The organism is Paraburkholderia sp. EG286A (assembly GCF_040965375.1).
In the GTDB taxonomy this organism is placed as follows: domain Bacteria; phylum Pseudomonadota; class Gammaproteobacteria; order Burkholderiales; family Burkholderiaceae; genus Paraburkholderia.
Map to the genome: position 1 here is coordinate 362,549 of NZ_JBFRCB010000004.1, position 26,406 is coordinate 388,954.

Genomic DNA, 26,406 nt, shown 5'->3' on the forward strand with positions numbered 1-26,406 from the left:
GTACGGCGGCTTAGTGCGTCGTCCCGGCGCGGCGCTCGACGAAGCGCCGCACGTAGTCGTCGGCGGGGCGGTGCAGGATGTCGTCGGGCGAGCCGCACTGGATCAGGCGGCCGTCGCGCAGGATCGCGATCTGGTTGCCGATGCGCAACGCCTCGTCGAGGTCGTGCGTGATGAACACGATGGTCTTCTTGAGCGTGGCCTGGAGTTCGAGCAGCTGGTCCTGCATTTCGGTGCGGATGAGCGGATCGAGGGCGGAGAACGCTTCATCCATCAGCAGCACGTCGGTGTTCGCGGCGAGCGCACGGGCGAGGCCCACGCGCTGGCGCATGCCGCCCGAAAGCTCGTCGGGATAGTGGTCCGCATAACCCGCGAGGCCCACCTTGCCGAGCCATTCGCGCGCGCTCGCGTGCGCCGCCGCTTTCTTTTCGCCGCGGGTGGCGAGGGCGTACGCGGCATTGTTGAGCACCGTCTGGTGAGGCAGGAGTCCGAAGCTCTGGAACACCATGCTCACGCCGTAACGGCGCAGATCGCGCAGGCCGTTGTCGGAAAGCTTGAGCACGTCCTTGCCGTCGATCAGGATCTCACCCACGGTCGGCTCGATGAGCCGGTTGAAGTGGCGTACCAGAGTGGATTTGCCCGAGCCCGACAGGCCCATGATGACGAAGATCTGGCCCGAGCCGATCGACAGGCTCACGTCGTTGAGCCCCACATTGCAGCGCGTCTTCTCGAGGACCTCGGCCTTGCCCGCGCCGCCGCGCAGCAGTTCGAGCGCGCGCTGGCTGCTTTCGCGCGTGCCGAAGATCTTGTAGACGTTCTTGACTTCGATGCCGCTCATGATCGTTACCTCATTCCATGCTCATTGCGTATGCGGGACGCGCCGGCCGGGTTTCCGCCATTGTGCCGGCGCTTTTGCCTGCGCGTTCGTTACTTGGCCGGCTGGCTCGTCAGGTCGCTGCTGCCGGGCGCGCCGGCGCTTTCGCTCTCCTGTTCGCGAACGCGGCGAAACGGAATGCGCGAGGGTTGCTTCGATTTACGCGCGAGGCCGCGCGTGCGCCGGCCCTGCCCGTAACTCTGGCTGATGCGGTCGATCACGATCGCGAGAATCACGATGGCGACGCCCGCCTGCGTGCCCTTGCCCACGTCGAGCGTCTGAATGCCCGCAAGCACGTCTTCGCCAAGACCGCGCGAGCCGATCATCGAGGCGATCACGACCATGGAAAGCGCCATCATCGTGGTCTGGTTGATACCCGCCATGATGCTCGGCCGTGCGAGCGGCAACTGCACGCCAAACAGCAATTGCGTGCGCGTGGTGCCGAACGCGCGCGCGGCTTCGACGATTTCCGCATCCACGTGGCGGATGCCGAGATCGGTCAGACGAATGAGCGGCGGCAGCGCATAGACGACCGTGGCGAGAATGGCGGGCACCTTGCCGAGGCCGAACAGCATCAGCACCGGAATCAGGTACACGAAGCTGGGCAGCGTCTGCATGACGTCGAGCACCGGCAGCAGCACGCGGCGCAACCCGCTGCTCGAGGCCGCGAGGATGCCGAGCGGCACGCCGAGCACGACCGAGATGAGCGTGGCGACGACCATCAGCGCGAAGGTCTGCATGAGCTTGTCCCACAGCCCGAAGCAGCCGATCAGCCAGAGCAGCACGACGAACAGCAGCGCCACGCCGATGCGCCGCGACGCATGCCAGCCGAGCAGGCCCACGGCGGCGAGCACGACGACGGGCGGCGTGGCGCGCAGCAGGCTTTCGAGCGGCACGAGCAGGTCGCGCAGCATCAGCACGCTGAAGTTGTGGAACGCGTCGCCGTAGCGCTGCACGAACGCGGCGACCTGATCGTTGACCCAGTCGGCGATCGAGAGGTGAAGAAAGGGAGATCCCATGGTGAGCCTCATTCTGCGTGTGTCATGTGATGCGGACCGTCGTGCGGCCAGTGTCGTTGCTTACGTGCGCAGGCCGGCCTGCACGCGCGCGGCGACTTCCGGCGTGACCCATTGCTTCCAGATTTCCGGATGCTGCTCGAAGAACGTGCGCGCGACCGTGGAGGCGTCGAGCTTCTTGTCGTGCATCTGCTGGACCAGTTGTTCGTCGAGCGTGAGCGGCAGGCTCACCTTGCCGAAGAACGCGACGGCGTCGGGCTCGGCGTCGTAGAACGGTGTGGAGACCGCGACCTTCAGATGCGAGACCTTGAAGGCAGACGCGCACGGCGCGCCCTTCGGGTCGGCGATGGTGTCCCAGCAGGCGTCGGAATACGGCGCGCCCTCGAGTTGCACGAAGTGGTACTTCGCCATCAGGCCGGCGGGCTGCCAGTAGTAGAACAGAATGGGCTTGCCGCGCTCGTAGGCCGAGGCGATCGCCGCGTCGAGCGCGCCGCCAGTGCCGGGGCGGAAGTTCGTATAGTCGTCGCCGAGCTTGTAGGCGGTGAGCAGGCGGTTGTTGAAGCGCTCGCAATCCCAGCCCGCGGGGCAGTTGTAGAAGCGGCCCTTACCGGGTTCTTCGTCGTCCGTGAAGAGGGATTTGTACTGCGGCAGTTGCGCGACGGAGCGCAGTTGCGGCGCCATGGGCTTGATGCCGCGCTTCGCGTCGCCGTTGATCACGTAGTCGGGGACGTACCAGCCTTCCTTGTCGCCGCCGGGAATCAGCTCGCCCACGAGCTTCACGCTGCCGTCCTTCAAGCCGCGCGCGACGATGGGGCTGCGGCCCGTCCAGTGCTCGGCCCAAACCTGCAGGTCGTTCTTCGTGAGCGCCGTTTCGGTGGCGGCCGTGGCGCCGGGCACGACTTCGGTCTTGCAGCCGTAACCCTTCTCCAGCACCGTGCGCACCATTTCGGTCATCAGCGCGCCGCTTTCCCAGGTGATTTGCGCGAGTTTCACGGTTTTGCCCGCCTGGCACCAGCCGGGGGCTGCAAAGCTGCTCGTGGCCGCGCCGGTCAGCGCGAGGGCGGCGGCAATACGCACGCCTGCCAGCGTGATACGTCTCATGTCGTCTCCAGTGATTGGAATTGTATGCGCGGGCCAGCGTGGGGCCGCCGCTTTTCGAATCAGTCCGACCAGAGTCTAGCCGTGGCATTTCGGGTTGCGAAGCAACGAATAGTCATCGATGCATTACCTGATCTCATGCCACTTTCATCACGCGAATGATGCATGCGAGAGCGATGACTGCGCGTCATGCCCCCATGAGATTTCATAGCTTTTGGGCGCTTGCGGCGTGTGCTGGAATGCGTCTGGCCAAATTCGAACTCATGTACACAGGAGACGGAGTCAAACATGAAAGACCTGCAAGTCTATATCGGCGAAGGTTTCGCTGGACCAGGCGTAAACGCTGCCCACATCAACATCATGATCGGCCCGCGCAACGGCCCGGTGGGGCAGGCGTTTACGAACAGCCTGTCGTCGCCTTCGCAAGGGCACGTGCCGTTCATGGTGGTGGCGCAGCCCAACGTGCCGGTCAAGCCCGCCACGCTCTACGTGAACAAGGCCGACATTCGCGGCGACCTGCACGGCAACGCCACGTGGGGCGCCTCGCAGGCGGCCATCGCAAAGGCGGTGACGGAAGCGATGCTCGACGGCACGCTGCCGCCGCAAGCGGAGAACGAATGGTGCATCGTCACGGCGAACTGGGTGAACTGGTCGTGCGACGACCTCGACGCCGTGTACGAGAACAATTACGTGGCCTGCAAGACGGCCATTCGCGCCGCGATGAACGGGCTCCCGAAGCTCGACGACATTGCGAAGATCAAAGACCAGATCAGCAATCCGTTCTACACGCCGAAGGCCAAAGCGGCTTGAGCCGCGCCAATCGTTACAGGTGACTACGATGCAATACGTGCAACTTGGCCGCTCCGGCCTGAAGGTGTCGCGCCTGTGCCTCGGCACGATGAACATGGGCACGCCCGAATGGAAGCCGTGGATCTACAACGAAGAGCAAAGCGAGCCCATCGTGCGCCGCGCGCTCGAAGCGGGCGTGAACTTCATCGACCTCGCGGACTTCTACTCGACCGGTGTGGGCGAGGAAGTGGTGGGGCGCATCGTGCGGCGGCTTGCGAAGCGCGACGAACTCGTACTCACGACCAAGGTCGGGTATCCGATCGGCAACGGCGCGAACAACCAGGGCCACTCGCGCAAGCACATCATGGAAAGCATCGACGGCTCGCTGCGCCGGCTGCAAACCGACTACGTCGACGTTTACATGCTGCACTACTTCGACGTGAACACGCCGGTCGAAGAAACCATGGACGCGCTCAACGACATCGTCCGTGCGGGCAAGGCGCGCTATATCGGCGTGTCGACGATGTTCACGTGGCAGTTCGCCAAGATTCTGCAGGCGTGCGAGCGCTATCACTTCGCACGACCCATCAATATGCAGCTGCAGCTGAACTGTGCGTATCGCGAGGAAGAGCGCGAGATGATTCCGTTCTGCCAGGATCAGGGCGTGGGCGTCTCGGTGTTCAGTCCGCTCGCACGCGGCCTCCTTTCCGGCGACGCGAAGTCGGTGCGTAACCAGACCGACTTCTTCACCGTGCAGATGTACGACGATGAAGCTTCGCGCGATATCGCGCGTTCGGTGGCGGAAGTCGCGGCGGCGCGCGGCGTGTCGAGCGCGCAGATCGCGCAGGCCTGGGTGCTGGGGCGTGCGGGCATCTCGTCGATGCTCGTGGGCGCGGACACCGTTGCGCAGTTCGAAAGCGCGCTCGCCGCGCTCGACATGCAACTGAGTGCCGACGAGCTCTACGAACTCGAGCGCAACTACACGCCGTGCGACGTGATCAACGATTACGTGAGCGCGCGCATTCCGCGCGTGCCGCGCGCGGCACGCCGCCTGGAGATCGCAGCATGACGGGCTCGACGATTGACGGACTCAAGGAAGCGCGCCTGTGGCGCACATCGAGCTTCATCGACGGCGAATGGGTGGCGAGCGAAGCGACCTACCCCATCATCGACCCGGCCACCGGCGCGCCGCTCGCGCAGGTGGCCCGCGCCGGTGCGCGCGAAGCGCTGCAGGCCGTGGCGGCGGCCTCGCACGCGTTCCCGGCTTGGCGCGACGCCACGGCGGCGGAGCGCAGCGCGAAGGTGCGCCGCTGGGGCGAGCTGATGCATGCGCATCGCGAAGACCTCGCGCGCATCATGACGGCCGAGCAGGGCAAGCCCTATGCGGAAGCGCTGGGCGAAGTGGCGTACGCGGCGAGCTTTCTCACGTGGTTCGCCGAGGAAGCGCGACGCGCCTATGGCGACGTGATTCCCGCGCCGAAGAAGGGCGCGCGCATTGTCGTCACGAAGGAGCCCGTGGGCGTGGTCGGTGCGATCACGCCGTGGAATTTCCCGCTCGCCATGGTCACGCGCAAGGCCGGCCCGGCGCTCGCGGCGGGTTGCACGATGGTGCTCAAGCCTTCGGAAGAAACGCCGCTCTCTGCGCTCGCGCTCGCCGAACTGGCGGCCGAGGCGGGCATTCCGCGCGGCGTGTTCAATGTCGTCTCGGGCGACGCCCCGGCGATCGGCGACACGCTGATGGCCTCGAAGGCCGTGCGCAAGATCTCGTTCACGGGTTCGACGCGCGTGGGCAAGCTGCTCATGCGTGCTGCCGCCGATACGGTGAAGAAGGTGTCGCTCGAACTGGGCGGCAACGCGCCCTTCATCGTGTTCGACGACGCCGATCTCGATGCCGCCGTGGAAGGCGCGATAGCCTCGAAATTCCGCAACACGGGGCAGACCTGCGTCTGCGTGAACCGCTTCTACGTGCAGGCCGGCGTGCACGACGCCTTCGTCGAGAAACTGGTTGCGGCCGTGCGCGCGCTGCGCGTGGCGGGCGGCATGGAGCCGGGCGCCACGCAAGGGCCGCTCATCAACGGCGCGGCGTTGCGCAAGGTCGAGGCGCATGTGAGCGATGCGCTCGAGAAGGGCGGCGCCATTGCGTGCGGCGGCCACCCGCATGCGCTGGGCGGCACGTTTTACGAGCCGACGGTCATCACGGGCGCGCACGGCGGCATGATGCTCGCGCACGAGGAGACGTTCGGCCCCGTGGCCGCGGTGTTCCGCTTCGAGACCGAGGAGGAAGTGATCCAGGCGGCGAACGATACCGACTTCGGTCTGTCCGCCTACTTCTACGCACGCGACATTGGCCGCGTATGGCGCGTGGCGGGCGCGCTGGAAAGCGGCATGGTCGGCATCAACGAGGGCATCATCTCGACTGAGGTCGCGCCGTTTGGCGGCGTGAAGGAGTCGGGGCTCGGGCGCGAAGGCTCGAAGTACGGGCTCGACGAGTACCTCGAAACGAAGTACCTGATGATGGGCGGGCTCGGCTGATTTTCCTCACGCCTGCCAGCGTCTGGCGAAGGCCGCCGCGCGAGAGCGCGGCGGTTTATTTTGAGCCTTCAATTGAGCGAGCGAATGGGCCTCAGGCCTCATTCAGCCGCGATGAAACGCACGGTGCCCGCAAGGCGCGCCGTGCCGCCGGTGTCGTTCGGATGATTCACGCCGTCCATCACCGGGACCTCGGCGAAATCGAACGGGCTGACGCCGTCGAGGCAAGCCACGTTCACGCCATATCGGTTCGGGTTGGAACGCCGTTGAAGATGGGTGGCGATTCCGCAGCGAGAACAGAAGAAGTGCTGCGCCGCTCCGGTGTTGAAGCGGTAGCTCGTCAGCACCTCCTCGCCCTGCAGGAATGCGATCCCGCCCATTTCGGCCGCGACGATGACCGCGCCTCGCATGCGGCAGTAAGAGCAATTGCAGCGGCGGATCGAGTTGAGGCCGTCGCTGAGCGTCGCCACGAAACGCACTGCGCCGCAATGGCACTGGCCTGCCCGTTGGTTCGTATCGCCCACCATGTCTTTAGTTTCTCCCTTGCGGATAAAGCGCGGCGTCAACCGGCCCACGCGTTGATGTCGAGAACCGCTGCGGCGAACGTTGCTGGCGCCTCCTGCGGCAGGTTATGGCCTGCATTCGGCACGATGCGGTTCTCATGGCGTCCGCTGAAGCGCTTCGAGCTGGTCTCTCGTGCCCCGGGCGGCTGAACGCCGTCGGCGTCTCCGTCGAGCGTGATCGTCGGCACGGTGATCGGCGGCGTGGCGGCGAGGCGATGCTCGATGTCGTCGAAGCGGGGATCGCCTTCGACCAGCCCGAAACGGTGGCGGTAGGAATGGACCACCACGTCGACGAAATCGGGATTGTCGAACGACGCTGCCGTGCGCGCGTAGAGGTCGTCGTCGAAGCGCCAGGTCGGCGACCAGAGCGACCACAGGAGACGGCAGAACACGCGCCGTTGTTCGGTCAATCCAGCCCGGCCGCGCTCGCCGTGCAGGTAGTACTGGTACCACATGCGATGTTCCTTTTCGGGGTCGGCCGGCTGTGCGGCAGCGGCGATATCCTGGATGTTGTAGCCGTTGACCGATACCAGACCCCGCGCTCTCGACGGGTAGAGCGCCGCCACGATGCATGCCGCGCGGCCGCCCCAGTCGTATCCGCCGAGGATGGCGCGGTCGATCTGCAGGGCGTCGAGCAGCGCCAGCAGGTCCGCGCCAAGCGCTGCCTGCTGGCCCGAGCGAGGCGTCGTGGGCGAAAGGAAGCGCGTTGGGCCGTATCCCCGCAGGTAGGGGACGATCACGCGGGCGCCCTCTGAAACCAGGCGTGGCGTGACTTCGTCGTATGCGTGGATGTCATAGGGAAAGCCGTGCAGCAGGACGACTGGCCATCCGTTCGCGTCGCCCTGTTCGTCATAGGCGATGTCGAGCAAATCGGTTTCGATATGGTTAAGCATGGGGCGCTCCTTCGCGCTCAAGTTGCGTGCTCAGTTGCGTGATGCTGCACGGGTAGCAAACGGCGTGCGTGAAATCATCTCAGAGCCCGAGACACACCGCTCCGGCCGCGACGACCACGCAGGCGAGCCAGCGCGGTCCGCTCACCGCCTCCCGCAGAAACATCCGCCCGATCAGCACCGCGAACACCACGCTGGTCTCGCGCAACGCCGATATTGCGCCCATCGCGCCCGACTGCAGCGCCCAGATCACGATGCCATACGCCCCGATCGACACGAGGCCGCCGGCCAGCGAAGAGGCGATCGACAGAGGCTCGGCGCGCACCGGCGTCCATAGCGCAGCGGGAGCGCGCCGCGCGACGAACAGCAGCGGCATCGCCCAATAGGACAGGAACATCCACGCGGTGTAGCTGAGCGGCTGGCCATCGGACAGGCGCACGCCGATGCCGTCGATCACGGTATAGAGCGCGATCGTTGCCCCGGTCGTCAGCGCGGCCAGCGCACCCGCGCGCGACACGTGACGGCCCTGCAGCGCGATCGCGATGATGCCGCCCGAAATCATCACGATCCCGAGAGCGTGCAACGGACCGATCGCTTCATGCGCGAACAGCGCAGCGCCGAGCGTGACGAGCAGCGGCGACGAGCCACGTGCGATCGGGTACGCCAGCGCCAGGTCGTTGCGGCGATACGACCGCACGAGACTTACGTTGTAGAAGACATGCACGAGCCCCGACGCGACGATGTAAGGCCACGAAACGCGGGCCGGCGCGGGCATGGACAGGACGACCAGCGTGGCGACCGCGCCGATGGCGATGCTCATCCACGCCATGGAGAAAAACCGGTCGCGGTTGCCGTGGAGCATCGCGTTCCAGCTCGCGTGGAGCAGCGCGGCGAACAGCACGATACCGCCGGTATAACTGAGCATGAGGGTGCGGGCAGGGTTGCATGAATGGTCTAACAAGAAGGATATCTATCTTGTGGCGGGGCAACAAACCAGATAAATTCGATGTTCGTGTTAGATAAACTCTCTCGAATGAAACCGGTGTTGCCCCCACTCAATGCCCTGCGAGCCTTCGAGGCCGCGGGCCGGCTCGGCAGCTTCAAGGACGCCGCCGCGGAACTGCACGTGACGCCCGGTGCAGTGAGCCAGCACGTGCGCTTGCTGGAGGAGTGGCTTGGCGCGTCGCTCTTCGAGCGGCACAACCGCCGCGTGGCGCTGACGCCGGCGGCGAAAAGCTATCTGGCGGAAATCGGCCCGTTGTTCGAACAGCTCTCGCAGGCAACCGCGCGATACGGCGCGCCGCAAACGGTCTCGCGAACCCTGTCCGTGAATGCGCCCGCGACGTTCACGCTGCGCTGGCTGGTGCCGAGGCTGGCGACATTCCGCGCCGGGCATCCCGACATCGACGTCAAGGTGGAGACGTCGAACGCGCCGCTGGAGAGTCTGAAGGACGACGATGACGTCGTCATCCGGGGTGGCCCGGACACCTTCTACGGCTATTCCATGCGGCCGTTCTTGTCCGAGGAGCGGCTGCCGGTCTGCAGTCCTACGCTTATCAAGCGCGTACCGTTGCGCGCGCCTCGCGACCTGCGAGAACACACGTTGCTGCACACCTCGAGTCTTCCGCGGCTTTGGCCCGACTGGCTGGCGAGCGCGCAGATTCCCGACCTGCGGCCGGCCGCCGCTTTGACCTTCGACCACTTCTTCCTGACCTTGCAGGCCGCCATCGACGGTATCGGCATCGCGATGGGACCCACTGCGCTGGTCGCCGACGATCTCGCCGCCGGCCGGCTCGTGGCGCCGTTCGCAGGTCCACGTCTGCCGTCGCGCAGCTATTGCACTTACGTTGCAGACGAGAAGTCCGGCGATGAACGGGTCGCGTTGTTCCGTTCATGGCTCGAACGCGAGGGAACAGGTTCGTGAACGCAGATGCGCCGCGCGACGCAAGAGGAAGCCGGTCATCGCGCTGATCCCACGGCAGAACCGGCGTCGTAATAATGCGACGCCTGGCAGAATTTTGCCGCACGCGCGCGACCGATTGCGCGCTCCATTTCTCTCCCAGCCGCGAAAAAGCGCGTCAAAGCCGCTCGATAGCCGATGGATGGAATTGGCTGCGCGGGCAATGTGACCACGAGCCCATGGTCACGAACGCTGCGCCTACTTCATGATGGAATCGATATCAAGCTAATGATGCAGCCGCATTTTCCCCGTCCTGCGCCGCAGCTTACGTTCTTATAATCAGCCGCGCGCTCGCGCGAATCGATGCGATGTCGCCGAAAAATGCGGCATCGCGTCGAGCGCCGTTTCTGGCGCGCGAATGCTTAGTCGTGGACGGTGTAGTGCATTGGCCCGTTCGTGGGCCCACAACAAGACTGTGACAACAGGAGAAATTCCATGAAGGCTATTCAGGTATTCAAGCTGGCCGCGGCGACGGCTCTCGTGGCCGCGTCTTTGCACGCCTATGCGCAGGGCGACGCGGCTAGCGGCGCGACTGCCGCAGCCGAGCAACAGGCAGCCCCGTCGAAGGCGCAATCGAAGCAGGCGAAGGCCGCTAACCGCGCGCTCAGCCGCAAGGTCCGCACCGCTCTCGCCAAGGACAAGAAGATCGATGTTGCGAAGATCACCGTGCGCGCGCGTGACGGCGCCATCGTCCTGCAGGGCTCGGTGCCGGAGCAGTCGCAGATCGAACACGCCACCGAAGTCGCCACGGGCGTGCAAGGCGTAACGTCGGTCAAGAACGCGCTGACGATCCGTCCGAACGAGTCCTGATCATCCTCTCACTATGGCCTTGCGCCCGGCCGGGCGCATGCGCTAAAGCCCGGAGACAGGTCTCCGGGATCATCCTGGAGGCCGCGCCTGCCGTTGCCTTCATCTCGCGAAGCGGCGGCTCATCAGCTTGCGCGCATTAGCGAACGTCGCCGTGTCCGCCGGACGACTCAACCAGATTCGGGTGGCGAGCGCGTTGCTTGCGCGGTTCGAAGGCCGTATGCAGCGCAAGACCTGTCGCAGCGCCTATCAGTTGGGCAATGACGAAGGCCGGTACGCTCGATGGCGCAATGCCTGCAAAGGTGTCGCTGAACATGCGTCCGAACGCTGCGGCCGGGTTCGCAAACGATGTCGATGCCGTGAACCAGTAGGCGGCGCCAATGTACGCGGCCACCATGATCGAGGCGCGTTCGCCCGGCGCGCGCAGGATCACGAGGAGCAAACCTGCGGTCGCCACGGCCTCGGCGATCCATTGCCCGCTACCGGTGCGCACCTTGCTCGATAGCTCGATGATCGGCAGGTCGAACATGGCGTGCGCGAGCCATGCACCCAGCAGCGCGCCGACGAGCTGCGCAGCGACGTACGGCAGCAATTCCCGAGCATGCAGCTCGCCGCGCAGCACCATGACGGCGCTGACCGCGGGATTGAAATGCGCGCCGCTCAGGGGCCCAAACACCTCGATGAGCACATACAGTCCGGCCACGGTTGCCAGCGTGTTGGCGAGCAGCGCGATCGCCACATTGCCGCCGGCAAGCCGCTGCGCCATGATGCCGGAGCCAATCACGACTGCAAGCAGCAAGGCCGTGCCGATCAGCTCGGCCAGGACCTTGCGCCCAAGACCCACGATTGCAGTCATGATTCGGAGATCGCAATGAGCGCCTGCTGAAGCGCCTCGTCGCTCATCGACTCGAGCGGCAGCGCAAGGAGTTGCAGCATGCGATAACCGATCGCCTGGCGGGTGAGTTCGAACGCCACGCGTTTGCCTTCATCGCCACCGGGCGCAAGAGAAGGATCCGGGTAGCCCCAGTGGACCTTGACGGGACTGCCCGGCCAATACGGACACGTTTCGGCGGCGGCACTGTCGCAAACGGTGATGACGATGCGCATGACCGGCGCCTGGCTGGCGGCAAACTCGTCCCAGCTTTTGCTGCGGTAGCCGCTCACGCTGATACCCGCGCGCTCGAGCGACTCGACGGCGAAGGGATTCAGGCGGCCGCCCGGCGCGCTGCCCGCGCTGAACGCCCGCACGTCCTTGCCGACCTTCGAAGCGAGCTGATTCAACATGGCTTCGCCCAGCACGCTGCGAGCGGAGTTGTGCGTGCACAGGATCAATACGTTGGTCGTCATGGCTTTCCCGCTCGATCGTGCGCGGCTGCTCAGCAGCACGCCGAAGAACTGGCCGGCTTGTCCGACGACGGCCCGCAGCACGCGGCCACTTCGCGGGCGGGTGCACCGGTCGGCGTATTGCGCGACTCGCCGAACACGGGAATTTCATTGAGCGTGTGATACGACTCCCACGCGATGCCCTGCGGATCGACGCTCCAGTACTTGTTCGACTTCACGTAGCAGCAGGCGGTATCCATCTGCGTATCCACCGGCAATGCCGCGCTTTCCAGCCGCGCGTGCATTTCGGCCAGCTCGGCTTCGTTCTCGACCTGCACACCGAGGTGATCCAGGCCCGGTGCGGCGCCGCGTTGCGAGATCGCAAAATTGACGCGCGGGTCCTCGAGCATCCACTTCGCGTAGTCGCTCTTCACGACGGTCGGTTCAGCGGCAAACAGCGCCGAGTAGAAACGGATGCTCGATGCGAGATCCGCAACGGCGACGTGAACATGAAAGCGCTTCATGACTGTTTCTCCGTGGAGGGTGAGCACGTGGATAGCGGCGAACAGGGATTGCCGCCGCAGCAGTTCTCGGTGAGGTAGGCCAGCAGGCCGTTCATCGTCGCGAAGTTCGCGCAGTAGAAAACGAACCGGCCTTCCTGACGGCTCGTGACGAGTTGCGCGTGAGACAGCTCCTTCAGATGGAAGGAGAGCGACGACGGGGGCACGTCGAGCAGGGTGGCGATCTGGCCTGCGGGCAAGCCTTCGGGGCCTGCCTGAACGAGGGCGCGGAAGATCGCGAGCCTGGACTCGTGCGCGAGTGCCGCCAGAGCGGCGATGGTCTGGTTCGTTTCCATGTTTCGATAATAGTCGAAATATCGAAGAATTGGCAAGGAGATCGCTCGCACGACGTGAAAATTTTGGCCTCGGTGGCCTCGGTGGCCTCGGTGGCCTCGCTCGCGCTTCGTACGGTTTTTGCCGGCGCGCTGCGGGCTGCATGTCAACGCGGAAATGGATGATGACCTCGATGCGCATGCAACGAAAATCGCGCAGACCGATTATGTGTGCCGCAATGAAGGCGACCGATATTCCCGAATATCGATGTGAAACGTAGTCGCGCAAAAAGCGGTGTAAATCGTTGAGCTGGATTTCCACCAAGGTGCCAAAAAAGAGGTTTTCGGAAATGCCAGGTCAAATCGCCGAACCGTATATCGAACCCCGCAGCGCCCGGATTCGAGGCCGCGAAATCCATTACGCCATCACGGGTAATTGCCAAAAAACGAAATAAATCGTTGCGCACAATGCGCTTAATTATCCGCGATTGCTTTCCTAAACTTGATATCAACTGGTAGTGGTTTGCTTTACGTACACCACTGCGAACAGTTACGCGATTTTGATCGTCGTGAGCCGCATATAACGACCGCCCAATGAGAAATAGGGTGCGTCGTTTGTGCCGGAATTCCAGTCCAATCAATGGAGGAGCAAGTCATGAGCAAGACAACCAGCACATTGATCGCGGCCGTTGCCGCGCTCACGCTGTCCGCCGGTGCGTATGCACAGAGCAACAACACACTGGCAACCCCGGGCGTTACGTCGCCGGCTGCCGCAGCCAATACCAATGCAACGAGCGGCTACGGCACGCCAGGCGCCACGGGCTCGGACAGCGGCATGAGCGCTGCGTCGCCGAATAGCATGGACAACAGCGCGGCGCCGGCCCCCGGCGGCCCTGACAACAACTCGCTGGCGAGGCCGAGCGTAAGGTCGCCGGCAGCGAAATAACAGCAGCCTGTGACCATAAAGACCGCTGCCCTCACGGACAGCGGTCTTTTCTTTTGCCCTGACCCCGCTGGAAAACGGCCGCCGGCATGCGGATGTCGTCGTTCGACGCTCAAGTCTGTCCCCAAGCTGCCGTAATAGCAGGCTTCGGAATATTCTCGATGCATCGTGACACATCCCGGGACTCAGCCTTCACTGGATCTTGCTGCGCTTATCGAAACCGTCCAGCGGAACGAGCGCGCATCGAAGTCGTTCCAGGACGTGGAACTGCGCCTGATCGGCGCGCACGACTGGTGTGCTTTTCTCGAAGGGATATTCGTCTATCTGCCCGAGGTGTTCCGGCTGGCTTCGGCCGGTCTCTGGCTCGACGTGCGCACGCCGCTGCTGCGCGATCTGCTCGAATCCGACTGCGGGCGCGCCGACCTCGAAGCGAACCTGCGCTCCGGGCTCCAGGGCGGCCTTGCGCTGTCACGCCTGTGCGCGGGAAACCAGCCGTGGCTTGGCCGCGTGAGCGAACTGAGCGAACTCGAGCCCGCGGTGAGCGAGACCTTCTTCGACGCGCGGACCACGATCGGCAGCGCGATCGTGTTGCCGCTTCTGAACCGCACCCAGCTGCTCGGCTATCTGTGCCTCGCGAGCGATGATCCCGCGCGCTTCGACGCCAGCATGGGCACCGATCTGCTCGCGCGCTTCAGCCGCGTTGCGGCGGCGAGTCTCGACAACGTCGCTCACCGCGAGCATCTGCGCAAGACCGGCGTGACCGACCCGCTCACGGGCCTGTCGAACCGCCGCTATTTCGACGAGCGCCTGCATCACGAGATCCGCCGCGCGAGTTCGCACGCGGCGCCCATGTCGTGCCTCTTCATCGACATCGATCATTTCAAGCAGATCAACGACACGCACGGCCACGCAACCGGCGACCTCGCGCTGGGCGCCATCGGCACCTGCCTGAAGCAGCAGGTGCGCGTGGGGGACACGGTGTCGCGCTACGGCGGCGAGGAGTTCGTCGCGCTGCTGATGTGCGAGCTGCCCGACGCGCTGGCCGTTGCGGAGCGCATCCGGATCGCGGTCGAGGCGCTCGACGTGCTCGACGACGAGGGCGAGCGCATTGCGCTCAGCGTGTCGATCGGCGTGGCGGCGTATCGGCTCAACAGCGAGGCGAACACCGGCGCCGCGAGTCCCGAAGCGCTGGCGCGCTCGCTGCTCGACCAGGCCGATCAGGCCATGTACCGGGCCAAGCACCAGGGGCGCAACCGCGTTTCGCTGCTGGAAGCGTGAACATCAAAACGTTCACAAACGTTGCATAGAAACGGCGGCGCAGCGGGCATGACGGCCCAAGGCCGCGCTGAAACGTAAGTTTTCAAAATCCGGCACTATTTGCGGTAGCAGTGGTTTCCCAGGCCCGTTGAGCAGGCAAAGCGAAATCGTGTCTACCGACCTTTTGATGACCGTTGCCTGTCTGGCCTGCGCGATCGCGATGTTCCTGATCGGCCGGCCCCGCTCGGACGCGGTGGCGCTCATCATGATCGTCGCGCTGTCGCTCGCGGGCATCGTGACGGTCAACGAGGCGCTGGCCGGCTTCTCCGACCCGAACATCGTGCTCATCGCGGCCCTCTTCGTGCTCGGCGATGCGCTCGCGCGCACGGGCGTCGCCCAGCGCGTGGGCGACTACCTGATCGAGCGCGGCGGCTCCAACGAGCGCCGCCTCGTCGTGCTGATCATGATGATCGTCGGCGTCATGGGTTCGGTCATGAGTTCGACGGCCGTCGTCGCGATCTTCATTCCGATCGTCATTCGCATCGCACGCCAGTCGGGCGTGTCGCGCGCGCGCATGCTCATGCCGGTCAGCATGGCCGCGCTCACGAGCGGCATGCTCACGCTCGTCGCCACGACGCCGAATCTCGTCATCAACAGCGCGCTCGCCTACCGCGGCTACCGGCCCTTCAGTTTCTTCGCCATCACGCCGCTGGGCCTGCCGGTTCTCGCCGCGAGCATCGGCTGGATGCTGTTCGCGAGGCGCTTTCTGAACGGCACGGGCGGCGCGGAGGCGACCACGCGCCCGTCGCTGAACGACTGGGTCGCGCGCTATTCGCTCGAAGGGCGCGCCTTTCGCCTGGAGGTCGGCGCGGATTCGCCGCTCGTGGGGCAGACGCTCGGCCACACCGGGCTCGACGACGACCCCGTGGCGCACGTCGTCGCGATCGAGCGGCGCACGCGCATGGGCGCGACGGTGCTGCCCGCGACCGCGGACAGCAGCATCGCGCCCGGCGACGTGCTGCTGCTCGACGTGGAGTCCGCGAGTTTCGACGTGCAGGCGTTTTGCGCGCGCTATGCGCTCGCGACGCGCCGCATGTCCGGCGCCTACTTCACCGACCAGTCGCACGACGTGGGCATGGCCGAAGTCATCGTGCCGCCCGACTCGTCGCTGGTCGGCAACGTCGCGCGCAGTTCCGCGGCGCTGCGCCGGCACGGCGTGACGGTGGTCGGCCTGCGCCGCGCCGACGCCGCGCTCGAGCAGGACCTGCAGGCCACGCAGCTGAAAGTGGGCGACACGCTGCTGGTGGTCGGGCCGTGGATCGACATCTTCTCGATGCAGTCGGTGGAGCGCGATATCGTGTGCCTTGCCATGCCGGTCGAAAGCGACGCCTACGTGCCGGTGCCGCACAAGGCGCTGCACGCGCTTGCCATCATGGCGCTCGTCATCGCGATGATGCTCACGCCGCGCGTGCCGAACGTGCTCGCGGGCCTGATCGGGTGTCTGCTGATGGGCGCGTCCGGTTGCGTGAGCCTCGACAGCGCGTATCGCGCGATTCACTGGCGCAGCCTCGTGCTGATCGTGGGCATGCTGCCGTTTTCCATCGCGCTGCAGCGCACGGGCGGCATCGATATCGCCGCCGACGCCGTGCTGCGCGTGGCCGGCAACTGGGGTGCGCATGGCTTGCTGGGCGCCGTCTTCCTGCTCACGCTCGTGATCGGCACCGTGATTTCCGGCACGGCGACGGCGGTGCTGATGGCGCCCGTGGTGCTCGCGATGGCGGCGCACCTGCATGCGTCGCCGTATCCGTTCGCGATGACGACGGCGGTTGCCGCGTCGGCGGCCTACATGTCGCCGATCTCGACGCCCGTGAATGCGCTCGTCAGCACGGCTGGCGGCTATCGGTTCCGGGAGTTTTTCATGGTGGGCTCGCCGGCTGCCCTCGGGGCGCTCGTCATCACCGTAATGCTGGTACCGCTCATCTGGCCGGTTTTCCCGCGCTAGCGCGAGGGAAAGGCCGCCCGTTCACGAGGCATTGACCGGACATGGCGAATTTCTTGACGAGAGCGTGGCTCCTTCGCTGGATCAAGCGGATTGCCCTTTTCGTGCTGATCGCATTCGTGTGCATTGCCGGCGTGCGCTTCTTCGACGCGCAGCGCAAGGCGCCGTTGAGCCTGTGGCACACCTATGTGCCGGAAGACATGCACGCGCACGAAATCGATCATGCGACGTGGGAGGAATACATCGCCAACGAGAACCGCCTGTTCGACGCGGTGAAGAAAAACGTGACCGACAAGCTGCCGGCGGACGAACGCATTCCCGCCAACCGTTATTTCTCGGGCAGCCCGATTTATCCCGGGCACTTTCGCACCGACTGGAACCGCTCGTACACGCTCATGCCGCAAGGCGCGCCGCGCGGCGTGGCCGTGATGCTGCATGGGCTGACCGATTCGCCCTATAGCCTGCGGCACATCGCGCAGCGCTATCAGCAGGATGGTTTCGCCGTGGTGGCGGTGCGCTTGCCCGGGCATGGCACCGTGCCATCGGGGCTGACCGAAGTGACGGCGGAAGACTGGGAGGCGGCCGCGCGCCTCGCCGTGCGCGAAGCGCGGCGCCTCGTGCCGGCGCCTGCGCCGCTGCATATCGTGGGGTTTTCGAATGGCGGCGCGCTCGCACTGCAATACTCGCTCGAGGCGCTGGACGACCCGAGCCTGCCGCAAGCGGACCGCCTGATCCTGCTTTCGCCGATGATCGGCATTACGCGTTTCGCGCGCTTTGCGGGGCTCGCGGCATTGCCTGCGATCCTGCCCGCGTTCGCGAAAGCCGCGTGGCTCGACATCGTGCCGGAATTCAATCCGTTCAAGTACAACTCGTTTCCGGTGAACGGCGCACGCCAGTCGTGGCGGGTCACGCGCAAGATCCAGCAGGAAGTGGCGGACGCGGCGCGCAACGGCAAACTGGCGGCGCTGCCGCCCACGCTCACGTTCCAGTCCGTGCTCGACTTCACGGTGAGCACGAGCGCGATCGTCAGTTCGCTGTATGCGCAACTGCCTGCCAACGGCAGCGAGCTCGTGCTGTTCGACATCAACCGCACCGCGCAATGGAGTCCGCTGCTGCGCGCGTCGATGCGTGACGCGCTGCGCCGTCTCTCGCCCGTGCCGCCGCTGCGTTACCGCCTGACCGTGCTGACCAACGCCTCGGCCACCTCGCCGCACGTGGTCGAAGAGAGCACGGCGCCGAGCGAGACCACGGCGAAAGTCGAACCCACGGGGCTCGACTATCCGCTCGATGTCTATTCGCTGTCACACGTGGCCTTGCCGTTTCCGGTGACCGATTCGCTGTACGGCCGCAACCCCGATCCCAACGACGACCTGGGCATCCATCTGGGCGCCCAGTCCGTACGCGGCGAAACCGGGGCGCTGATCGTGGGGGCGGGGCTCCTCACGCGGCTCTCGTGGAACCCCTTCTACGACTACATCGTCGAGCGTATCGACTACCTGGCGAGCCACGGGCCGTGAGCGCGCGTCTGGCGCGCGCCAGGCCCGGACCCGGCCAGGGCGTTACGCGCGCGGCGCGAGCTGGACCTGCGCGGTCATTTGCTCGCCGTCGCGGGCCACGACGATCGACACGTTGCTGCGTGCCCGCGCGATCATGCTTTGCAGCTGCTCGACGTTGTCCACCTCGATGCCGTTGACCGCGATGATCACGTCGCCAGCGCTGATGCCAGCCGCCTTTGCCGCACCGCCCGCTTTCACGACGAGCACGCCGCCGTCCACGCCGACCTGCTGCGCTTCGTCGCCGCTGAGCGCGCGCACGGCCACGCCGAGACGCGGATGCGCATTGCGGGCCAGCGTCGTGCCGTTGCCATTGCCGTTGCCGCCGCCCTGCACGATCTGATCCTTCATGTGCATGGCTTCGTCGATCGGAATCGCGAACGAGAGGCCCTGGAAGCCGCCCGTGCGCGAGTAGATCATCGAATTGATGCCGATGACTTCGCCGTTCAGGTTGAAGAGCGGGCCGCCCGAATTGCCCGGGTTGACGGGCACGTCGGTCTGGATCAGGTGCGTCGGGCTATCTTCCGAGAGCTGGCGCGACTTCGCGCTGATGATGCCCGAGGTCACGGTGTTGTCGAGACCATAGGGCGAGCCGATCGCGACGACCCAGTCGCCCACCTTGCTGTTCGCCGGATTGCCGATCTTCACCGTGGGGAAACCCTTGCCGGAGATTTTCAGCACGGCCACGTCGCCGGCCTTGTCGGTGCCGATCACGCGTGCGGGGAACTTGCGGCCGTCGGTGAGCTTGACCGTCACGTCGTCCGCGCCTTCGACGACGTGATTGTTCGTCAGGATGAAGCCATCCTGGCTCACGATGAAGCCCGATCCGAGGGCGCCCGAATGGCCGTCTTCGGAGTCCGGGTTTTCCTTGACGACCTCGACATGGACCACAGCCGGGCCGTACTGCGCGACGATCGCCGAGAAGTTCGGCGCCGCGCCGCGGACGTCGTCTGCCTTCGGCACAGGTGCCGACAACGTCGTTTTGGTGATGCCGCTTTCGTCCGCGCTGGCGTGCTCGTGACTGACGACCCAGGCGCCGGCAAGCGCCACCGCTACACCGGCGATCAGGCCCCGGCGCCGATATTTGATGGTACTCATTGCTATGGTCTTCGAAGAGATGGTGAAGGTGCGCGTAAGGTACTTTTAGCTGCTTAAACGTGACTTAAATGCAGGAGAGATCTTTTGTCCGCGCGAAGAGTCGATGTGCGTGCAACGAAAATCCGGGCGCGGTTGTTCGGATTCCTCGCCAGCTAGCGCGCACGTCTTTTTCAAAGCGGCTAGTCTTGCGAAGTGGCGGCCGATCGCGCCCCGAAGACGCTTTATTGAGGGCCGGATGTGCGCGGCGAGGCGTGGATGGCTTGCAAACGTCTCGCGCCGGATAGCCGGTTCGCTGCGCGACGCGCTGTACGCAACCGCTGCCTGCAACATCGACGCAACGTGGTTCGTCATCCAGAACATCTCCATGAAACAGGATCTCGTCACGTTCACCTGCGTGGTCGTCATCGCCGTCATCACGGGGTGGGTGCTGTATATCGGGCGCCCGGTGCTGGTGCCGATCGCATTCGCGATCATCACGTCGTATGTGATCTACGGGCTCGCCGAAATCCTGCGCCGCGTGCCCCACGTGGGCCCGCGCATTCGCGCGGGCGTGCGCTACTGGAGCGCCGCCGCGCTCATCCTCGCGGCCGCGTGGCTCGCGACCGAACTGCTGCTGTCCGACACTGACCGCATGCTCGCCGTGGCGCCGAAGTACGAAGCCACGCTGCTCGCGTTGCTCGCGAAAATCACCGCGCTGTTTCATCTGGAGACCGAGGCTTCGTGGACGGCGTTTCGCCGCGAGCTGCTCGCGACCGTCAACGTCCAGTCGCTGCTCACCTCGCTGCTCGGCTCGCTCTCTTCGCTCATGGCGACGACGCTCGTCGTTCTGCTGTACACCGCGTTCTTCATGGTCGAGATGGGGCGGTTCCGCCGCAAGCTCTCCGCGGTCATGCGCGGCAAGGCGGACATGGAGCCCGTGATCGACGCCATCAATTCGAAGATCGGCACGTATCTGGCGTTGAAAGCGCTGCTCGGCGTGGTGCTCGGCATTCTCAGCTGGGTCTGCATGCAACTGGTCGGGCTGGAGTTCGCGCCACTCCTCGCCGTGCTCATCGTGCTGCTCAACTTCGTGCCGTATGCGGGGTCGCTCATTTCCGTGGCGCTCCCCGCCTTGCTCGCGGCGCTCCAGTTCGGCCAGTGGAACGAGTCGATCACGCTGCTCATCGCGCTGTCCGCGATCAACTTCGTGATGGGCAACGTGCTCGACCCGTGGTTGATGGCGGGGTCGCTGAACCTGAGTCCCGCGGTCATCCTCATGAGCCTCGCGACATGGACGGCGCTCTGGGGCATTCCCGGCGCCTTTCTCGCCGTGCCGGGCACCGTGGCGCTCACGATCATCTTCTCTGCGTTCAGCTCCACACGGCCGCTGGCGCTGCTGTTGACGAAGGACGATGTAGTCAGGCGTGCAGAATAAATGCGTGGCTTACTTTCACAGGTGACCTATGGCTTCCAGAATCAACCGCCGCGGCAACGCAATCCGCCCGGTCTCCGCCTGCCTGGGCGACAAGGCGCTCGCGGAGTTCGCCAGTCGCCGCATCAGCGCGGACCTTGCCCGGCGCGGCTTCCTGGTCGGCATGGGGGCCTCCCTGTTGAGCGCGGTGCTGCCCGAGTTCAGCAGCGCGCAGCAACCTGGCGCCGCCGCGCCTGCCCAGCCCACGACCTTCACGAACTTTCGCCTGTTCGACGGCAAGTCCGCGGCGCTGCAGGACGGCATGTCCCTCGTCGTCGACGGCAACCGCATCTCGCAGTTGCGGCGGGGCGCGCCTGATGCACAGAACGCGTCGGGCGGCCGCGTGATCGACTGCGGCGGCAAGGTGATGATGCCCGGTCTCATCGACATGCACTGGCATTCGCTTCTCGCTGCGGTCCCGATCGCGACGATCCTCCAGTCCGACCTGAGTTTCGTCTACCTGGCCGCGGGCGCGGAGGCGCAGCGCACACTCTTGCGCGGATTCACGACCATTCGCGATGTGGGCGGTCCCGCGTTCGCCCTGAAGCAGGCCATCGACGCCGGCATGCTGAGCGGCCCGCGCATTTACCCCTGCGGCGCGATGATCACCACGACGGGCGGCCACGGCGACTTTCGTCTGCTGACCGACGTGCCGCGCACGAGCAGCCAGATCAGCGAGATCGAACGCACCGGCGCTGCCGCCATCGCCGACACGGCCGACGAAGTGCGCCTGCGTGTGCGCGAGCAGTTCATGATGGGCGCCACGCAGATCAAGCTCGTGGGCTGCGGCGGCGTCTCCACGCCGCGCAGTCCGCTCGACATGCTCACGTTCACCGAGCCGCAACTGAAAGCCGCGGTGGAAACGGCGTCCGACTGGGGCACCTACGTGCTCGTGCACGCCTACACGCCGGAATCGGTGAAGCGCTCGGTTGCTGCCGGCGCGCAATGCGTCGAGCACGGCCACCTCATCGACGACCGGACGGCTGAAATCCTGGCGAAGAACGGCACATGGTTGAGTACGCAACCATTTACCAGCGAAGAGGATGTTGCACCGTTGGCGCCGTCGAGCCGCGAGAAGTTTCTCGAGGTGACAGCCGGGACCGACAACATGTACAAGCTCGCGCGCAAGCATGGGCTCAAGGTGGCGTTCGGCACGGACCTGATCTTTTCGCAGGCGCTGGCCACGCGGCAAGGCACGATGCTCGGGCACATGACGCGCTGGTATTCGAATGCGGAGTCGTTGCGCATGGCCACGGCCACGAACGGACAGTTGCTCGCGATGGCGGGCGAGCGCAATCCATATCCGCACAAGCTTGGCGTGCTGGAAGAGGGCGCGTACGCGGACCTGCTGATCGTGGCGGGCGACCCGCTCCAGGACATGACGCTGCTGGCGAACCCCGATCAGAACCTGAGCCTGATCATGAAGGATGGCCGCGTCTACAAGGACGCGTTGAAGGCGTGAGGCGCGGGCCCCGCGTCACCCAAAGCCCGTAAAAAAACCCGCATCGCGATCGCGATTTGGCACGAAAATCGAAGGCCAGATAGCCCGCGCGGGCATGGCGAACGGCCGCTCCTGGCGAATCAGCCACACGATTTCTGTATCAAGATGTCACGGCGTGGGGACGTATCAAACGCGCCCATTTGCCTGCGCGGCGCAGCCATCATGGCACGCCCCGGGAACCCCCAGCGGGGGTCGAAATCCCGCCTGTCCCTATCCGCCATCTGGCCGATTATGCCGGTTGAACTTCGCGTCGAAGTAGCTCATATTCAAATCGACTATTTGTTACAACCGTCCAACGATTCGCGCAATAGAGTAGGGATTACAGCCAATACTTCGAATCCGGGCCGCCTGGTTGCCTCCGCTGCGACGCGCACCAGCCGCCGGTAGCAAACCCGAAACCATCCTGTCAAAGCTTCCATGCCTGCAATGTTCAACGAACCTGGCCGATCCAAGTCTGGTCCGTGGGGATGTCCATACTGCGGGACCGGTTTTAATGCGCCACTGATGATCTGTCCTCAGTGCGGCGCGAAGCAGCTTTCCTCTGGCCCGCGCATGTCGCCGGCTAGCGAGTCCGCCGCGCCCGAATGGCACGATGGTTTCGCGCGCCATGCGCGCACGGAGTGGAACCCGTCTGCATTCAGTTTCAGTGGTGGCGCGCCGCGCGACAGCGATTACGAGCTGCGCGAGGAAGCGCCTCGGGCGTCACGTTCGTGGATGCCCTTCTATGCGATTGGCAGCGTGGTGTCGATCGCGTTCCTGCTGACCGCGTACATGATTTCGCACCACACCGGGCGCGAGCCGACCGTCGGCGCCCAGATCGTGGAGGGTGCGATCCTCGGACCCAAGGCCACTTCCACCGCGCACGACACGAAGCCGCACACGGTGCCCAGCGCGCCGCCGGTAGCCGTCGCGCAGTTGCCGCCTCCGGTGGCCAGCGTGCCATCGGCTCCCGTCGGCAGTGCGCCGCCGCCTCCGGTAGCGAGCGTGAAGCCGCCTCCTGTTAAAGCAGCGCCGCCGCCGGTGGTGGCCCATGTCGCACCGGCGCCCCAGCCGGCGCCCGCTCAAGCGCAGCCGCCGCGTACCGCGACCGCTCGCGCGGAGACCGCACCGCCGAGCGCTGCCGAAGAGCGCGCGCTCGCTGCAGCGAAGGCCAAGGCAGACAAGGCCAACGCGGAGAAGCTCGCCGCCGCGAAGGCCAAGGCAGAGAAGGCCAATGCGGAGAAGGTCGCCGCCGCCAAGGCCAACGCAGAGAAGGTTGCCGCGGCGAAGGCCGCCGCCGATTCGCGGGCCGACGTCTCGAGAAATCTGTCGATCGCGCGCGCGAGCCTCGACAAGAACAGCCTCGGGCCCGCGCGCAGTGCGATCAATTCCGCGCTCGCGCAACAGCCTGGCAACGGCACTGCGCTGCAAATGCAGGCCGAATTGACGTCGCGCGAAGACCAGCGCGATTCGCTGCTTGGCTACGCGCGGCTTTGCGCGCGCGATGGGCGGTGGGTGTGCGCCTGGCATAACGCGGGGCATGCACTGACCGTCGATTCGTCGAGCGGCGAAGCACGGGAGATCCTCTCGCGTTCGATCGCAGCTCAAGGAGCCCGCAACGTGGCACAGGGCGCAGGCCCCCCCGCGGCCACGATGAGACAGGTGGACTCGGGTCCGCCGGGCCCGCCGATCGATCCCAACTGAGGATGTCCAGGTCGCAGACGCGGGTGCGTGACGCCAGTCATGCACCCGCGCTAGCGTTGTTGCCCGTCCCGTTCGCAGTGGTGCTCGACCAGCCAGTTGCTGAAGTTGCGCACGCGTAGTGTCTCTTGCACTTCGGGCCGCACGTCGAGCCAGTATCCCGAAGGGCCCACCACTTCCACCTCGCTCAGTTGCACGAGTGTGCCGTTCTCCAGTTCGGGCGCGATCATGTGCCGGTCGGCAACGGCGATGCCCAGACCCGCCACCGCCGCGTGAATGACCTGATCGAGCGTGCTGAACTCCAGTTCGCCGTGCGGCGCGATCTGCACGTCGAGTGCCGCGGCTTCGAGCCACGCTTCCCAGACCAGCAGGCGCCGGTCGATATCGAGGATATAGAGCCACGGATGTTGCGCGAGGATCTCGCGCAACGCGTCTTGATCGGCGGCCGCCTGCCTGAACTCGCGCGCCGAGCCGACCAGCACGTGGCGCTCGCGCATGAGCAGCGTGCTCTGGCCGCCCGGCAGCGGTTCCATGCCGAAGCGGATCTGGCAATCTTCGTTGCGCTCCGTGCCGTGCAGCGGCCCATATTCGTTGGTGATGGAGATGCGCAAGTCGGGGTGGCGCAGCTGGAAGTCGCGCAAGCGCGGCGTGAGCCAGCGCGTGGCAAGCGTGGGCGCGGCGTTCAGACTGAGCAGGCTGTTCGACGGATCGGCGCGAATCGTGTCGAGCGTATGGGCGATGCTATCGAACGCGGCCTGCAGCGTAGGCAGCAGCCGCTTTCCCGCGGGCGTGATTTCGAGCCGGTGATGATGCCGCATGAAGAGCGGCGTGCCGAGATAGTCTTCGAGCAGGCGGATCTGGCGGCTGATCGCCCCCTGGGTCACGTGCAGGTTCTGCGCTGCCCGGGTGAAGCTGAGCGTGCGGCTCGCCTCCTCGAATGAACGCAGTGCCGATAAAGAGGGTAGGCGGCGCATGCAGGCCTCGCGATGCAGGAGCGCCGGCGCATGTTCACTCGCGCCGGCGCGTTTCCAATGATAACGACTACGTTAAAACGTTAGAAGGCGTGCGTGATACCCACGCGGGCGACGGCCTGGTTGTCGGTGCCCGAGGGGTTGAAACCCGTGATCTGCGCGTTGTCCGCCGAGCCCGCCGCGTGCTGGTACACGCCCATCGCATAGAGCGACGTGCGCTTGGACAGCGCGTACTGGCCGATCAGGTTGACCTGGTGATACTTCGGCGATTTGTCGGTGGCGTGGTCCTGGCCCACCGTGTAGGTGTAGCCCGCACCCACGACGAACGCGGGCGTCACGGCATAGGTGCCCGCCACTTCGAAGTTCTGGAAGTGCAGGTCGCCGCTGCCGGTGGCCGAGGCGAAGTCCACGTTCGAGTAGTTCGTCATCAGCTTGAGGCTGCCGATCACATACGACGCGCCGGCCGAGAGGATGCCCTGGTAGCGCGCATTGGCGAGCGCGTCGCCGAAGATCGAGTTCACGAAGCTGCCGCCGCTGCCATAACCGGCCACCGCCGTGATCGGATCGTTCACGCGCAGGTAGCCCACGCCCGCGCTGAAGGAGCCGAGCGTGTAGGCCGCCGCCGCGCTATACGAGGCGTTGTTCGAGAACTGGCCCGCCTGGCCGCCAAACGAATAGTGGCCTTCGAACTGGAAGCCGGCGAGCACGGGGCTCACGTATTTCACGGCGTTGTTGACAGGGAACCCGTTGTCGAGGTTGTCCATGTCGTTCGGGTGGGCGAAATACCAGCCGCCGTAGTTGCCGTTCAGCGAATACGGCTCGATCAGATCGACGGTGGCGTCCCATTGCTTGCCGAAGGTCACCTGGCCGTATTGATCCGACTTGAAGCCGACATAGGCGTTGCGCGAAAACGCGAGACCGCCGCCCAGGCCGCCCGTCGCCGCGTTGAAGCCGCTTTCGAGCCGGAAGATCGCGGCGTAGCCGCCGCCCAGATCTTCGGTGCCGCGCAGACCCCAGCGGCTGCCGGCGGGCACGCCGCTTTGCATCTGCACGAGCTTGCTGCCGGTGCCCGGCACGAGCTGGCCGTTCGCGCCGTTCGCCACATTGCTGGCGTAGTCCACGCCGAGGTCGATCAGGCCATACAGCGTCACGCTGCTTTGCGCGTGCGCGCCCGCTGCGGCGAGCGCCAGCGGCAGCGCCGCAAGCATCTTCTTCTTCATTTAAGTCTCCTTATCATGGAGCCGCGTTGCGCGGCCCGGCTTTTCTCGTTGGAATC

General features: G+C 65.3%; 26 protein-coding genes. 12 read left to right on the top strand and 14 right to left on the bottom strand.

What is annotated here, in order from left to right:
* Positions 1 to 10: 10 nt before the first annotated feature.
* From AB4Y35_RS20515 to AB4Y35_RS20525, 3 genes are all read right to left on the bottom strand, one after another.
* On the bottom strand, positions 11 to 835 hold the full coding sequence (locus AB4Y35_RS20515; RefSeq protein ID WP_368705681.1) for a glycine betaine/L-proline ABC transporter ATP-binding protein: 825 nt from the start codon (positions 833 to 835) through the stop codon (positions 11 to 13).
* An 89-nt stretch (positions 836 to 924) separates the two neighbouring features.
* On the bottom strand, positions 925 to 1,890 hold the full coding sequence (locus AB4Y35_RS20520) for an ABC transporter permease (RefSeq protein WP_368705682.1): 966 nt from the start codon (positions 1,888 to 1,890) through the stop codon (positions 925 to 927).
* Between the two features lie 60 nt (positions 1,891 to 1,950).
* Positions 1,951 to 2,988 carry an ABC transporter substrate-binding protein gene (locus tag AB4Y35_RS20525; RefSeq protein WP_368687286.1) on the bottom strand — a complete coding sequence of 346 codons (1,038 nt, stop codon included), beginning with the start codon at positions 2,986 to 2,988 and terminating at the stop codon, positions 1,951 to 1,953.
* Between the two features lie 285 nt (positions 2,989 to 3,273).
* Here AB4Y35_RS20525 and fae point away from each other — a divergent pair, with 285 nt between their 5' ends.
* From fae to AB4Y35_RS20540, 3 genes are read left to right on the top strand one after another with little or no spacing between them, the layout of a single operon-like run.
* On the top strand, positions 3,274 to 3,795 hold the full coding sequence (fae, locus tag AB4Y35_RS20530; protein WP_158761135.1) for a formaldehyde-activating enzyme: 522 nt from the start codon (positions 3,274 to 3,276) through the stop codon (positions 3,793 to 3,795).
* A 28-nt stretch (positions 3,796 to 3,823) separates the two neighbouring features.
* A complete protein-coding gene (locus tag AB4Y35_RS20535) occupies positions 3,824 to 4,843 on the top strand; it encodes an aldo/keto reductase (RefSeq protein WP_368705683.1) in 1,020 nt (339 codons plus the stop codon).
* Entirely contained in the window at positions 4,840 to 6,306 is a 1,467-nt protein-coding gene (locus tag AB4Y35_RS20540; RefSeq protein ID WP_368705684.1) for an NAD-dependent succinate-semialdehyde dehydrogenase, read from the top strand. Before AB4Y35_RS20535 ends, AB4Y35_RS20540 begins: the two co-directional genes overlap by 4 nt.
* A 98-nt stretch (positions 6,307 to 6,404) precedes the next feature.
* On the opposite strand, the gene AB4Y35_RS20545 is transcribed toward AB4Y35_RS20540, so the two are convergent.
* From AB4Y35_RS20545 to AB4Y35_RS20555, 3 genes are all read right to left on the bottom strand, one after another.
* Positions 6,405 to 6,878: a GFA family protein gene (locus AB4Y35_RS20545; RefSeq protein WP_368705685.1), complete on the bottom strand. Its 474-nt coding sequence runs from the start codon at positions 6,876 to 6,878 to the stop codon at positions 6,405 to 6,407.
* Complete coding sequence (locus tag AB4Y35_RS20550) at positions 6,866 to 7,759, bottom strand: alpha/beta fold hydrolase (RefSeq protein WP_368705686.1); 894 nt, start codon at positions 7,757 to 7,759, stop codon at positions 6,866 to 6,868. The genes AB4Y35_RS20545 and AB4Y35_RS20550 overlap by 13 nt, the downstream gene beginning before the upstream one ends.
* A 79-nt stretch (positions 7,760 to 7,838) precedes the next feature.
* Positions 7,839 to 8,681: an EamA family transporter gene (locus AB4Y35_RS20555; RefSeq protein ID WP_368705687.1), complete on the bottom strand. Its 843-nt coding sequence runs from the start codon at positions 8,679 to 8,681 to the stop codon at positions 7,839 to 7,841.
* 108 nt (positions 8,682 to 8,789) lie between these two features.
* Here AB4Y35_RS20555 and gcvA point away from each other — a divergent pair, with 108 nt between their 5' ends.
* Positions 8,790 to 9,680 carry a transcriptional regulator GcvA gene (gene gcvA, locus AB4Y35_RS20560; protein WP_368705688.1) on the top strand — a complete coding sequence of 297 codons (891 nt, stop codon included), beginning with the start codon at positions 8,790 to 8,792 and terminating at the stop codon, positions 9,678 to 9,680.
* Positions 9,681 to 10,151: 471 nt separating this feature from the next.
* Entirely contained in the window at positions 10,152 to 10,526 is a 375-nt protein-coding gene (locus tag AB4Y35_RS20565; RefSeq protein ID WP_368687279.1) for a BON domain-containing protein, read from the top strand.
* A gap of 136 nt (positions 10,527 to 10,662) precedes the next feature.
* Here the strand turns inward: AB4Y35_RS20565 and AB4Y35_RS20570 are convergent, their stop codons facing one another.
* Genes AB4Y35_RS20570 through AB4Y35_RS20585 form a run of 4 tightly spaced genes read right to left on the bottom strand, consistent with a single transcriptional unit; the run spans position 10,663 to position 12,702 of the window.
* Positions 10,663 to 11,370 carry an aquaporin gene (locus tag AB4Y35_RS20570; RefSeq protein WP_368706124.1) on the bottom strand — a complete coding sequence of 236 codons (708 nt, stop codon included), beginning with the start codon at positions 11,368 to 11,370 and terminating at the stop codon, positions 10,663 to 10,665.
* 5 nt (positions 11,371 to 11,375) lie between these two features.
* Positions 11,376 to 11,870 carry an arsenate reductase ArsC gene (locus AB4Y35_RS20575; protein ID WP_368705689.1) on the bottom strand — a complete coding sequence of 165 codons (495 nt, stop codon included), beginning with the start codon at positions 11,868 to 11,870 and terminating at the stop codon, positions 11,376 to 11,378.
* 29 nt (positions 11,871 to 11,899) lie between these two features.
* Entirely contained in the window at positions 11,900 to 12,370 is a 471-nt protein-coding gene (locus AB4Y35_RS20580) for an ArsI/CadI family heavy metal resistance metalloenzyme (protein WP_368705690.1), read from the bottom strand.
* Complete coding sequence (locus tag AB4Y35_RS20585) at positions 12,367 to 12,702, bottom strand: ArsR/SmtB family transcription factor (protein ID WP_368705691.1); 336 nt, start codon at positions 12,700 to 12,702, stop codon at positions 12,367 to 12,369. Before AB4Y35_RS20585 ends, AB4Y35_RS20580 begins: the two co-directional genes overlap by 4 nt.
* Positions 12,703 to 13,333: 631 nt before the next feature.
* On the opposite strand from AB4Y35_RS20585, the gene AB4Y35_RS20590 reads away from it, so the two are divergent.
* The 4 genes from AB4Y35_RS20590 (at position 13,334) to AB4Y35_RS20605 (ending at position 18,394) form a co-directional block, all read left to right on the top strand.
* Complete coding sequence (locus AB4Y35_RS20590) at positions 13,334 to 13,624, top strand: hypothetical protein (protein WP_069266991.1); 291 nt, start codon at positions 13,334 to 13,336, stop codon at positions 13,622 to 13,624.
* Positions 13,625 to 13,789: 165 nt separating this feature from the next.
* Complete coding sequence (locus AB4Y35_RS20595) at positions 13,790 to 14,899, top strand: DUF484 family protein (protein WP_368705692.1); 1,110 nt, start codon at positions 13,790 to 13,792, stop codon at positions 14,897 to 14,899.
* A 148-nt stretch (positions 14,900 to 15,047) separates the two neighbouring features.
* Positions 15,048 to 16,880: an SLC13 family permease gene (locus tag AB4Y35_RS20600; protein WP_368705693.1), complete on the top strand. Its 1,833-nt coding sequence runs from the start codon at positions 15,048 to 15,050 to the stop codon at positions 16,878 to 16,880.
* A gap of 53 nt (positions 16,881 to 16,933) precedes the next feature.
* The gene (locus AB4Y35_RS20605) at positions 16,934 to 18,394 is read left to right on the top strand and encodes an alpha/beta hydrolase (RefSeq protein WP_368705694.1); all 1,461 of its coding nucleotides are present in this window, start codon (positions 16,934 to 16,936) and stop codon (positions 18,392 to 18,394) included.
* 42 nt (positions 18,395 to 18,436) lie between these two features.
* Here AB4Y35_RS20605 and AB4Y35_RS20610 read toward each other — a convergent pair whose 3' ends face one another.
* Positions 18,437 to 19,528 carry a S1C family serine protease gene (locus tag AB4Y35_RS20610; RefSeq protein WP_368705695.1) on the bottom strand — a complete coding sequence of 364 codons (1,092 nt, stop codon included), beginning with the start codon at positions 19,526 to 19,528 and terminating at the stop codon, positions 18,437 to 18,439.
* 45 nt (positions 19,529 to 19,573) lie between these two features.
* Entirely contained in the window at positions 19,574 to 19,894 is a 321-nt protein-coding gene (locus AB4Y35_RS20615) for a hypothetical protein (RefSeq protein ID WP_368705696.1), read from the bottom strand.
* Here AB4Y35_RS20615 and AB4Y35_RS20620 point away from each other — a divergent pair.
* The 3 genes from AB4Y35_RS20620 to AB4Y35_RS20630 all read left to right on the top strand — a co-directional run bounded on the left by AB4Y35_RS20620 (position 19,893) and on the right by AB4Y35_RS20630 (position 24,162).
* On the top strand, positions 19,893 to 20,942 hold the full coding sequence (locus AB4Y35_RS20620; protein WP_368705697.1) for an AI-2E family transporter: 1,050 nt from the start codon (positions 19,893 to 19,895) through the stop codon (positions 20,940 to 20,942). The genes AB4Y35_RS20615 and AB4Y35_RS20620 overlap by 2 nt on opposite strands.
* A 28-nt stretch (positions 20,943 to 20,970) precedes the next feature.
* Positions 20,971 to 22,440, top strand: coding sequence for an amidohydrolase family protein (locus AB4Y35_RS20625; RefSeq protein WP_368705698.1), 1,470 nt, complete (start codon positions 20,971 to 20,973; stop codon positions 22,438 to 22,440).
* A 543-nt stretch (positions 22,441 to 22,983) separates the two neighbouring features.
* Positions 22,984 to 24,162, top strand: a complete 1,179-nt coding sequence (locus AB4Y35_RS20630) for a hypothetical protein (protein WP_368705699.1) — start codon at positions 22,984 to 22,986, stop codon at positions 24,160 to 24,162.
* 50 nt (positions 24,163 to 24,212) lie between these two features.
* On the opposite strand, the gene AB4Y35_RS20635 is transcribed toward AB4Y35_RS20630, so the two are convergent.
* Positions 24,213 to 25,133, bottom strand: coding sequence for a LysR substrate-binding domain-containing protein (locus tag AB4Y35_RS20635; RefSeq protein ID WP_368705700.1), 921 nt, complete (start codon positions 25,131 to 25,133; stop codon positions 24,213 to 24,215).
* A gap of 80 nt (positions 25,134 to 25,213) precedes the next feature.
* On the bottom strand, positions 25,214 to 26,350 hold the full coding sequence (locus tag AB4Y35_RS20640; protein ID WP_368705701.1) for a porin: 1,137 nt from the start codon (positions 26,348 to 26,350) through the stop codon (positions 25,214 to 25,216).
* Positions 26,351 to 26,406: the final 56 nt, after the last annotated feature.

What these genes read in the sequence shown, in the direction of transcription:
- AB4Y35_RS20575 (WP_368705689.1), bottom strand. Translation starts at nt 11,870, where the DNA reads ATGACGACCAACGTATTGATCCTGTGCACGCACAACTCCGCTCGCAGC.
- AB4Y35_RS20590 (WP_069266991.1), top strand. Translation starts at nt 13,334, where the DNA reads ATGAGCAAGACAACCAGCACATTGATCGCGGCCGTTGCCGCGCTCACG.
- AB4Y35_RS20630 (WP_368705699.1), top strand. Translation starts at nt 22,984, where the DNA reads ATGATCTGTCCTCAGTGCGGCGCGAAGCAGCTTTCCTCTGGCCCGCGC.
- AB4Y35_RS20540 (WP_368705684.1), top strand. Translation starts at nt 4,840, where the DNA reads ATGACGGGCTCGACGATTGACGGACTCAAGGAAGCGCGCCTGTGGCGC.
- gcvA (WP_368705688.1), top strand. Translation starts at nt 8,790, where the DNA reads ATGAAACCGGTGTTGCCCCCACTCAATGCCCTGCGAGCCTTCGAGGCC.
- AB4Y35_RS20635 (WP_368705700.1), bottom strand. Translation starts at nt 25,133, where the DNA reads ATGCGCCGCCTACCCTCTTTATCGGCACTGCGTTCATTCGAGGAGGCG.
- AB4Y35_RS20585 (WP_368705691.1), bottom strand. Translation starts at nt 12,702, where the DNA reads ATGGAAACGAACCAGACCATCGCCGCTCTGGCGGCACTCGCGCACGAG.
- AB4Y35_RS20610 (WP_368705695.1), bottom strand. Translation starts at nt 19,528, where the DNA reads ATGAGTACCATCAAATATCGGCGCCGGGGCCTGATCGCCGGTGTAGCG.
- AB4Y35_RS20515 (WP_368705681.1), bottom strand. Translation starts at nt 835, where the DNA reads ATGAGCGGCATCGAAGTCAAGAACGTCTACAAGATCTTCGGCACGCGC.
- AB4Y35_RS20525 (WP_368687286.1), bottom strand. Translation starts at nt 2,988, where the DNA reads ATGAGACGTATCACGCTGGCAGGCGTGCGTATTGCCGCCGCCCTCGCG.
- AB4Y35_RS20520 (WP_368705682.1), bottom strand. Translation starts at nt 1,890, where the DNA reads ATGGGATCTCCCTTTCTTCACCTCTCGATCGCCGACTGGGTCAACGAT.
- AB4Y35_RS20615 (WP_368705696.1), bottom strand. Translation starts at nt 19,894, where the DNA reads ATGGAGATGTTCTGGATGACGAACCACGTTGCGTCGATGTTGCAGGCA.
- AB4Y35_RS20580 (WP_368705690.1), bottom strand. Translation starts at nt 12,370, where the DNA reads ATGAAGCGCTTTCATGTTCACGTCGCCGTTGCGGATCTCGCATCGAGC.
- AB4Y35_RS20555 (WP_368705687.1), bottom strand. Translation starts at nt 8,681, where the DNA reads ATGCTCAGTTATACCGGCGGTATCGTGCTGTTCGCCGCGCTGCTCCAC.
- AB4Y35_RS20625 (WP_368705698.1), top strand. Translation starts at nt 20,971, where the DNA reads ATGGCTTCCAGAATCAACCGCCGCGGCAACGCAATCCGCCCGGTCTCC.
- AB4Y35_RS20535 (WP_368705683.1), top strand. Translation starts at nt 3,824, where the DNA reads ATGCAATACGTGCAACTTGGCCGCTCCGGCCTGAAGGTGTCGCGCCTG.
- AB4Y35_RS20565 (WP_368687279.1), top strand. Translation starts at nt 10,152, where the DNA reads ATGAAGGCTATTCAGGTATTCAAGCTGGCCGCGGCGACGGCTCTCGTG.
- fae (WP_158761135.1), top strand. Translation starts at nt 3,274, where the DNA reads ATGAAAGACCTGCAAGTCTATATCGGCGAAGGTTTCGCTGGACCAGGC.
- AB4Y35_RS20620 (WP_368705697.1), top strand. Translation starts at nt 19,893, where the DNA reads ATGAAACAGGATCTCGTCACGTTCACCTGCGTGGTCGTCATCGCCGTC.
- AB4Y35_RS20550 (WP_368705686.1), bottom strand. Translation starts at nt 7,759, where the DNA reads ATGCTTAACCATATCGAAACCGATTTGCTCGACATCGCCTATGACGAA.
- AB4Y35_RS20640 (WP_368705701.1), bottom strand. Translation starts at nt 26,350, where the DNA reads ATGAAGAAGAAGATGCTTGCGGCGCTGCCGCTGGCGCTCGCCGCAGCG.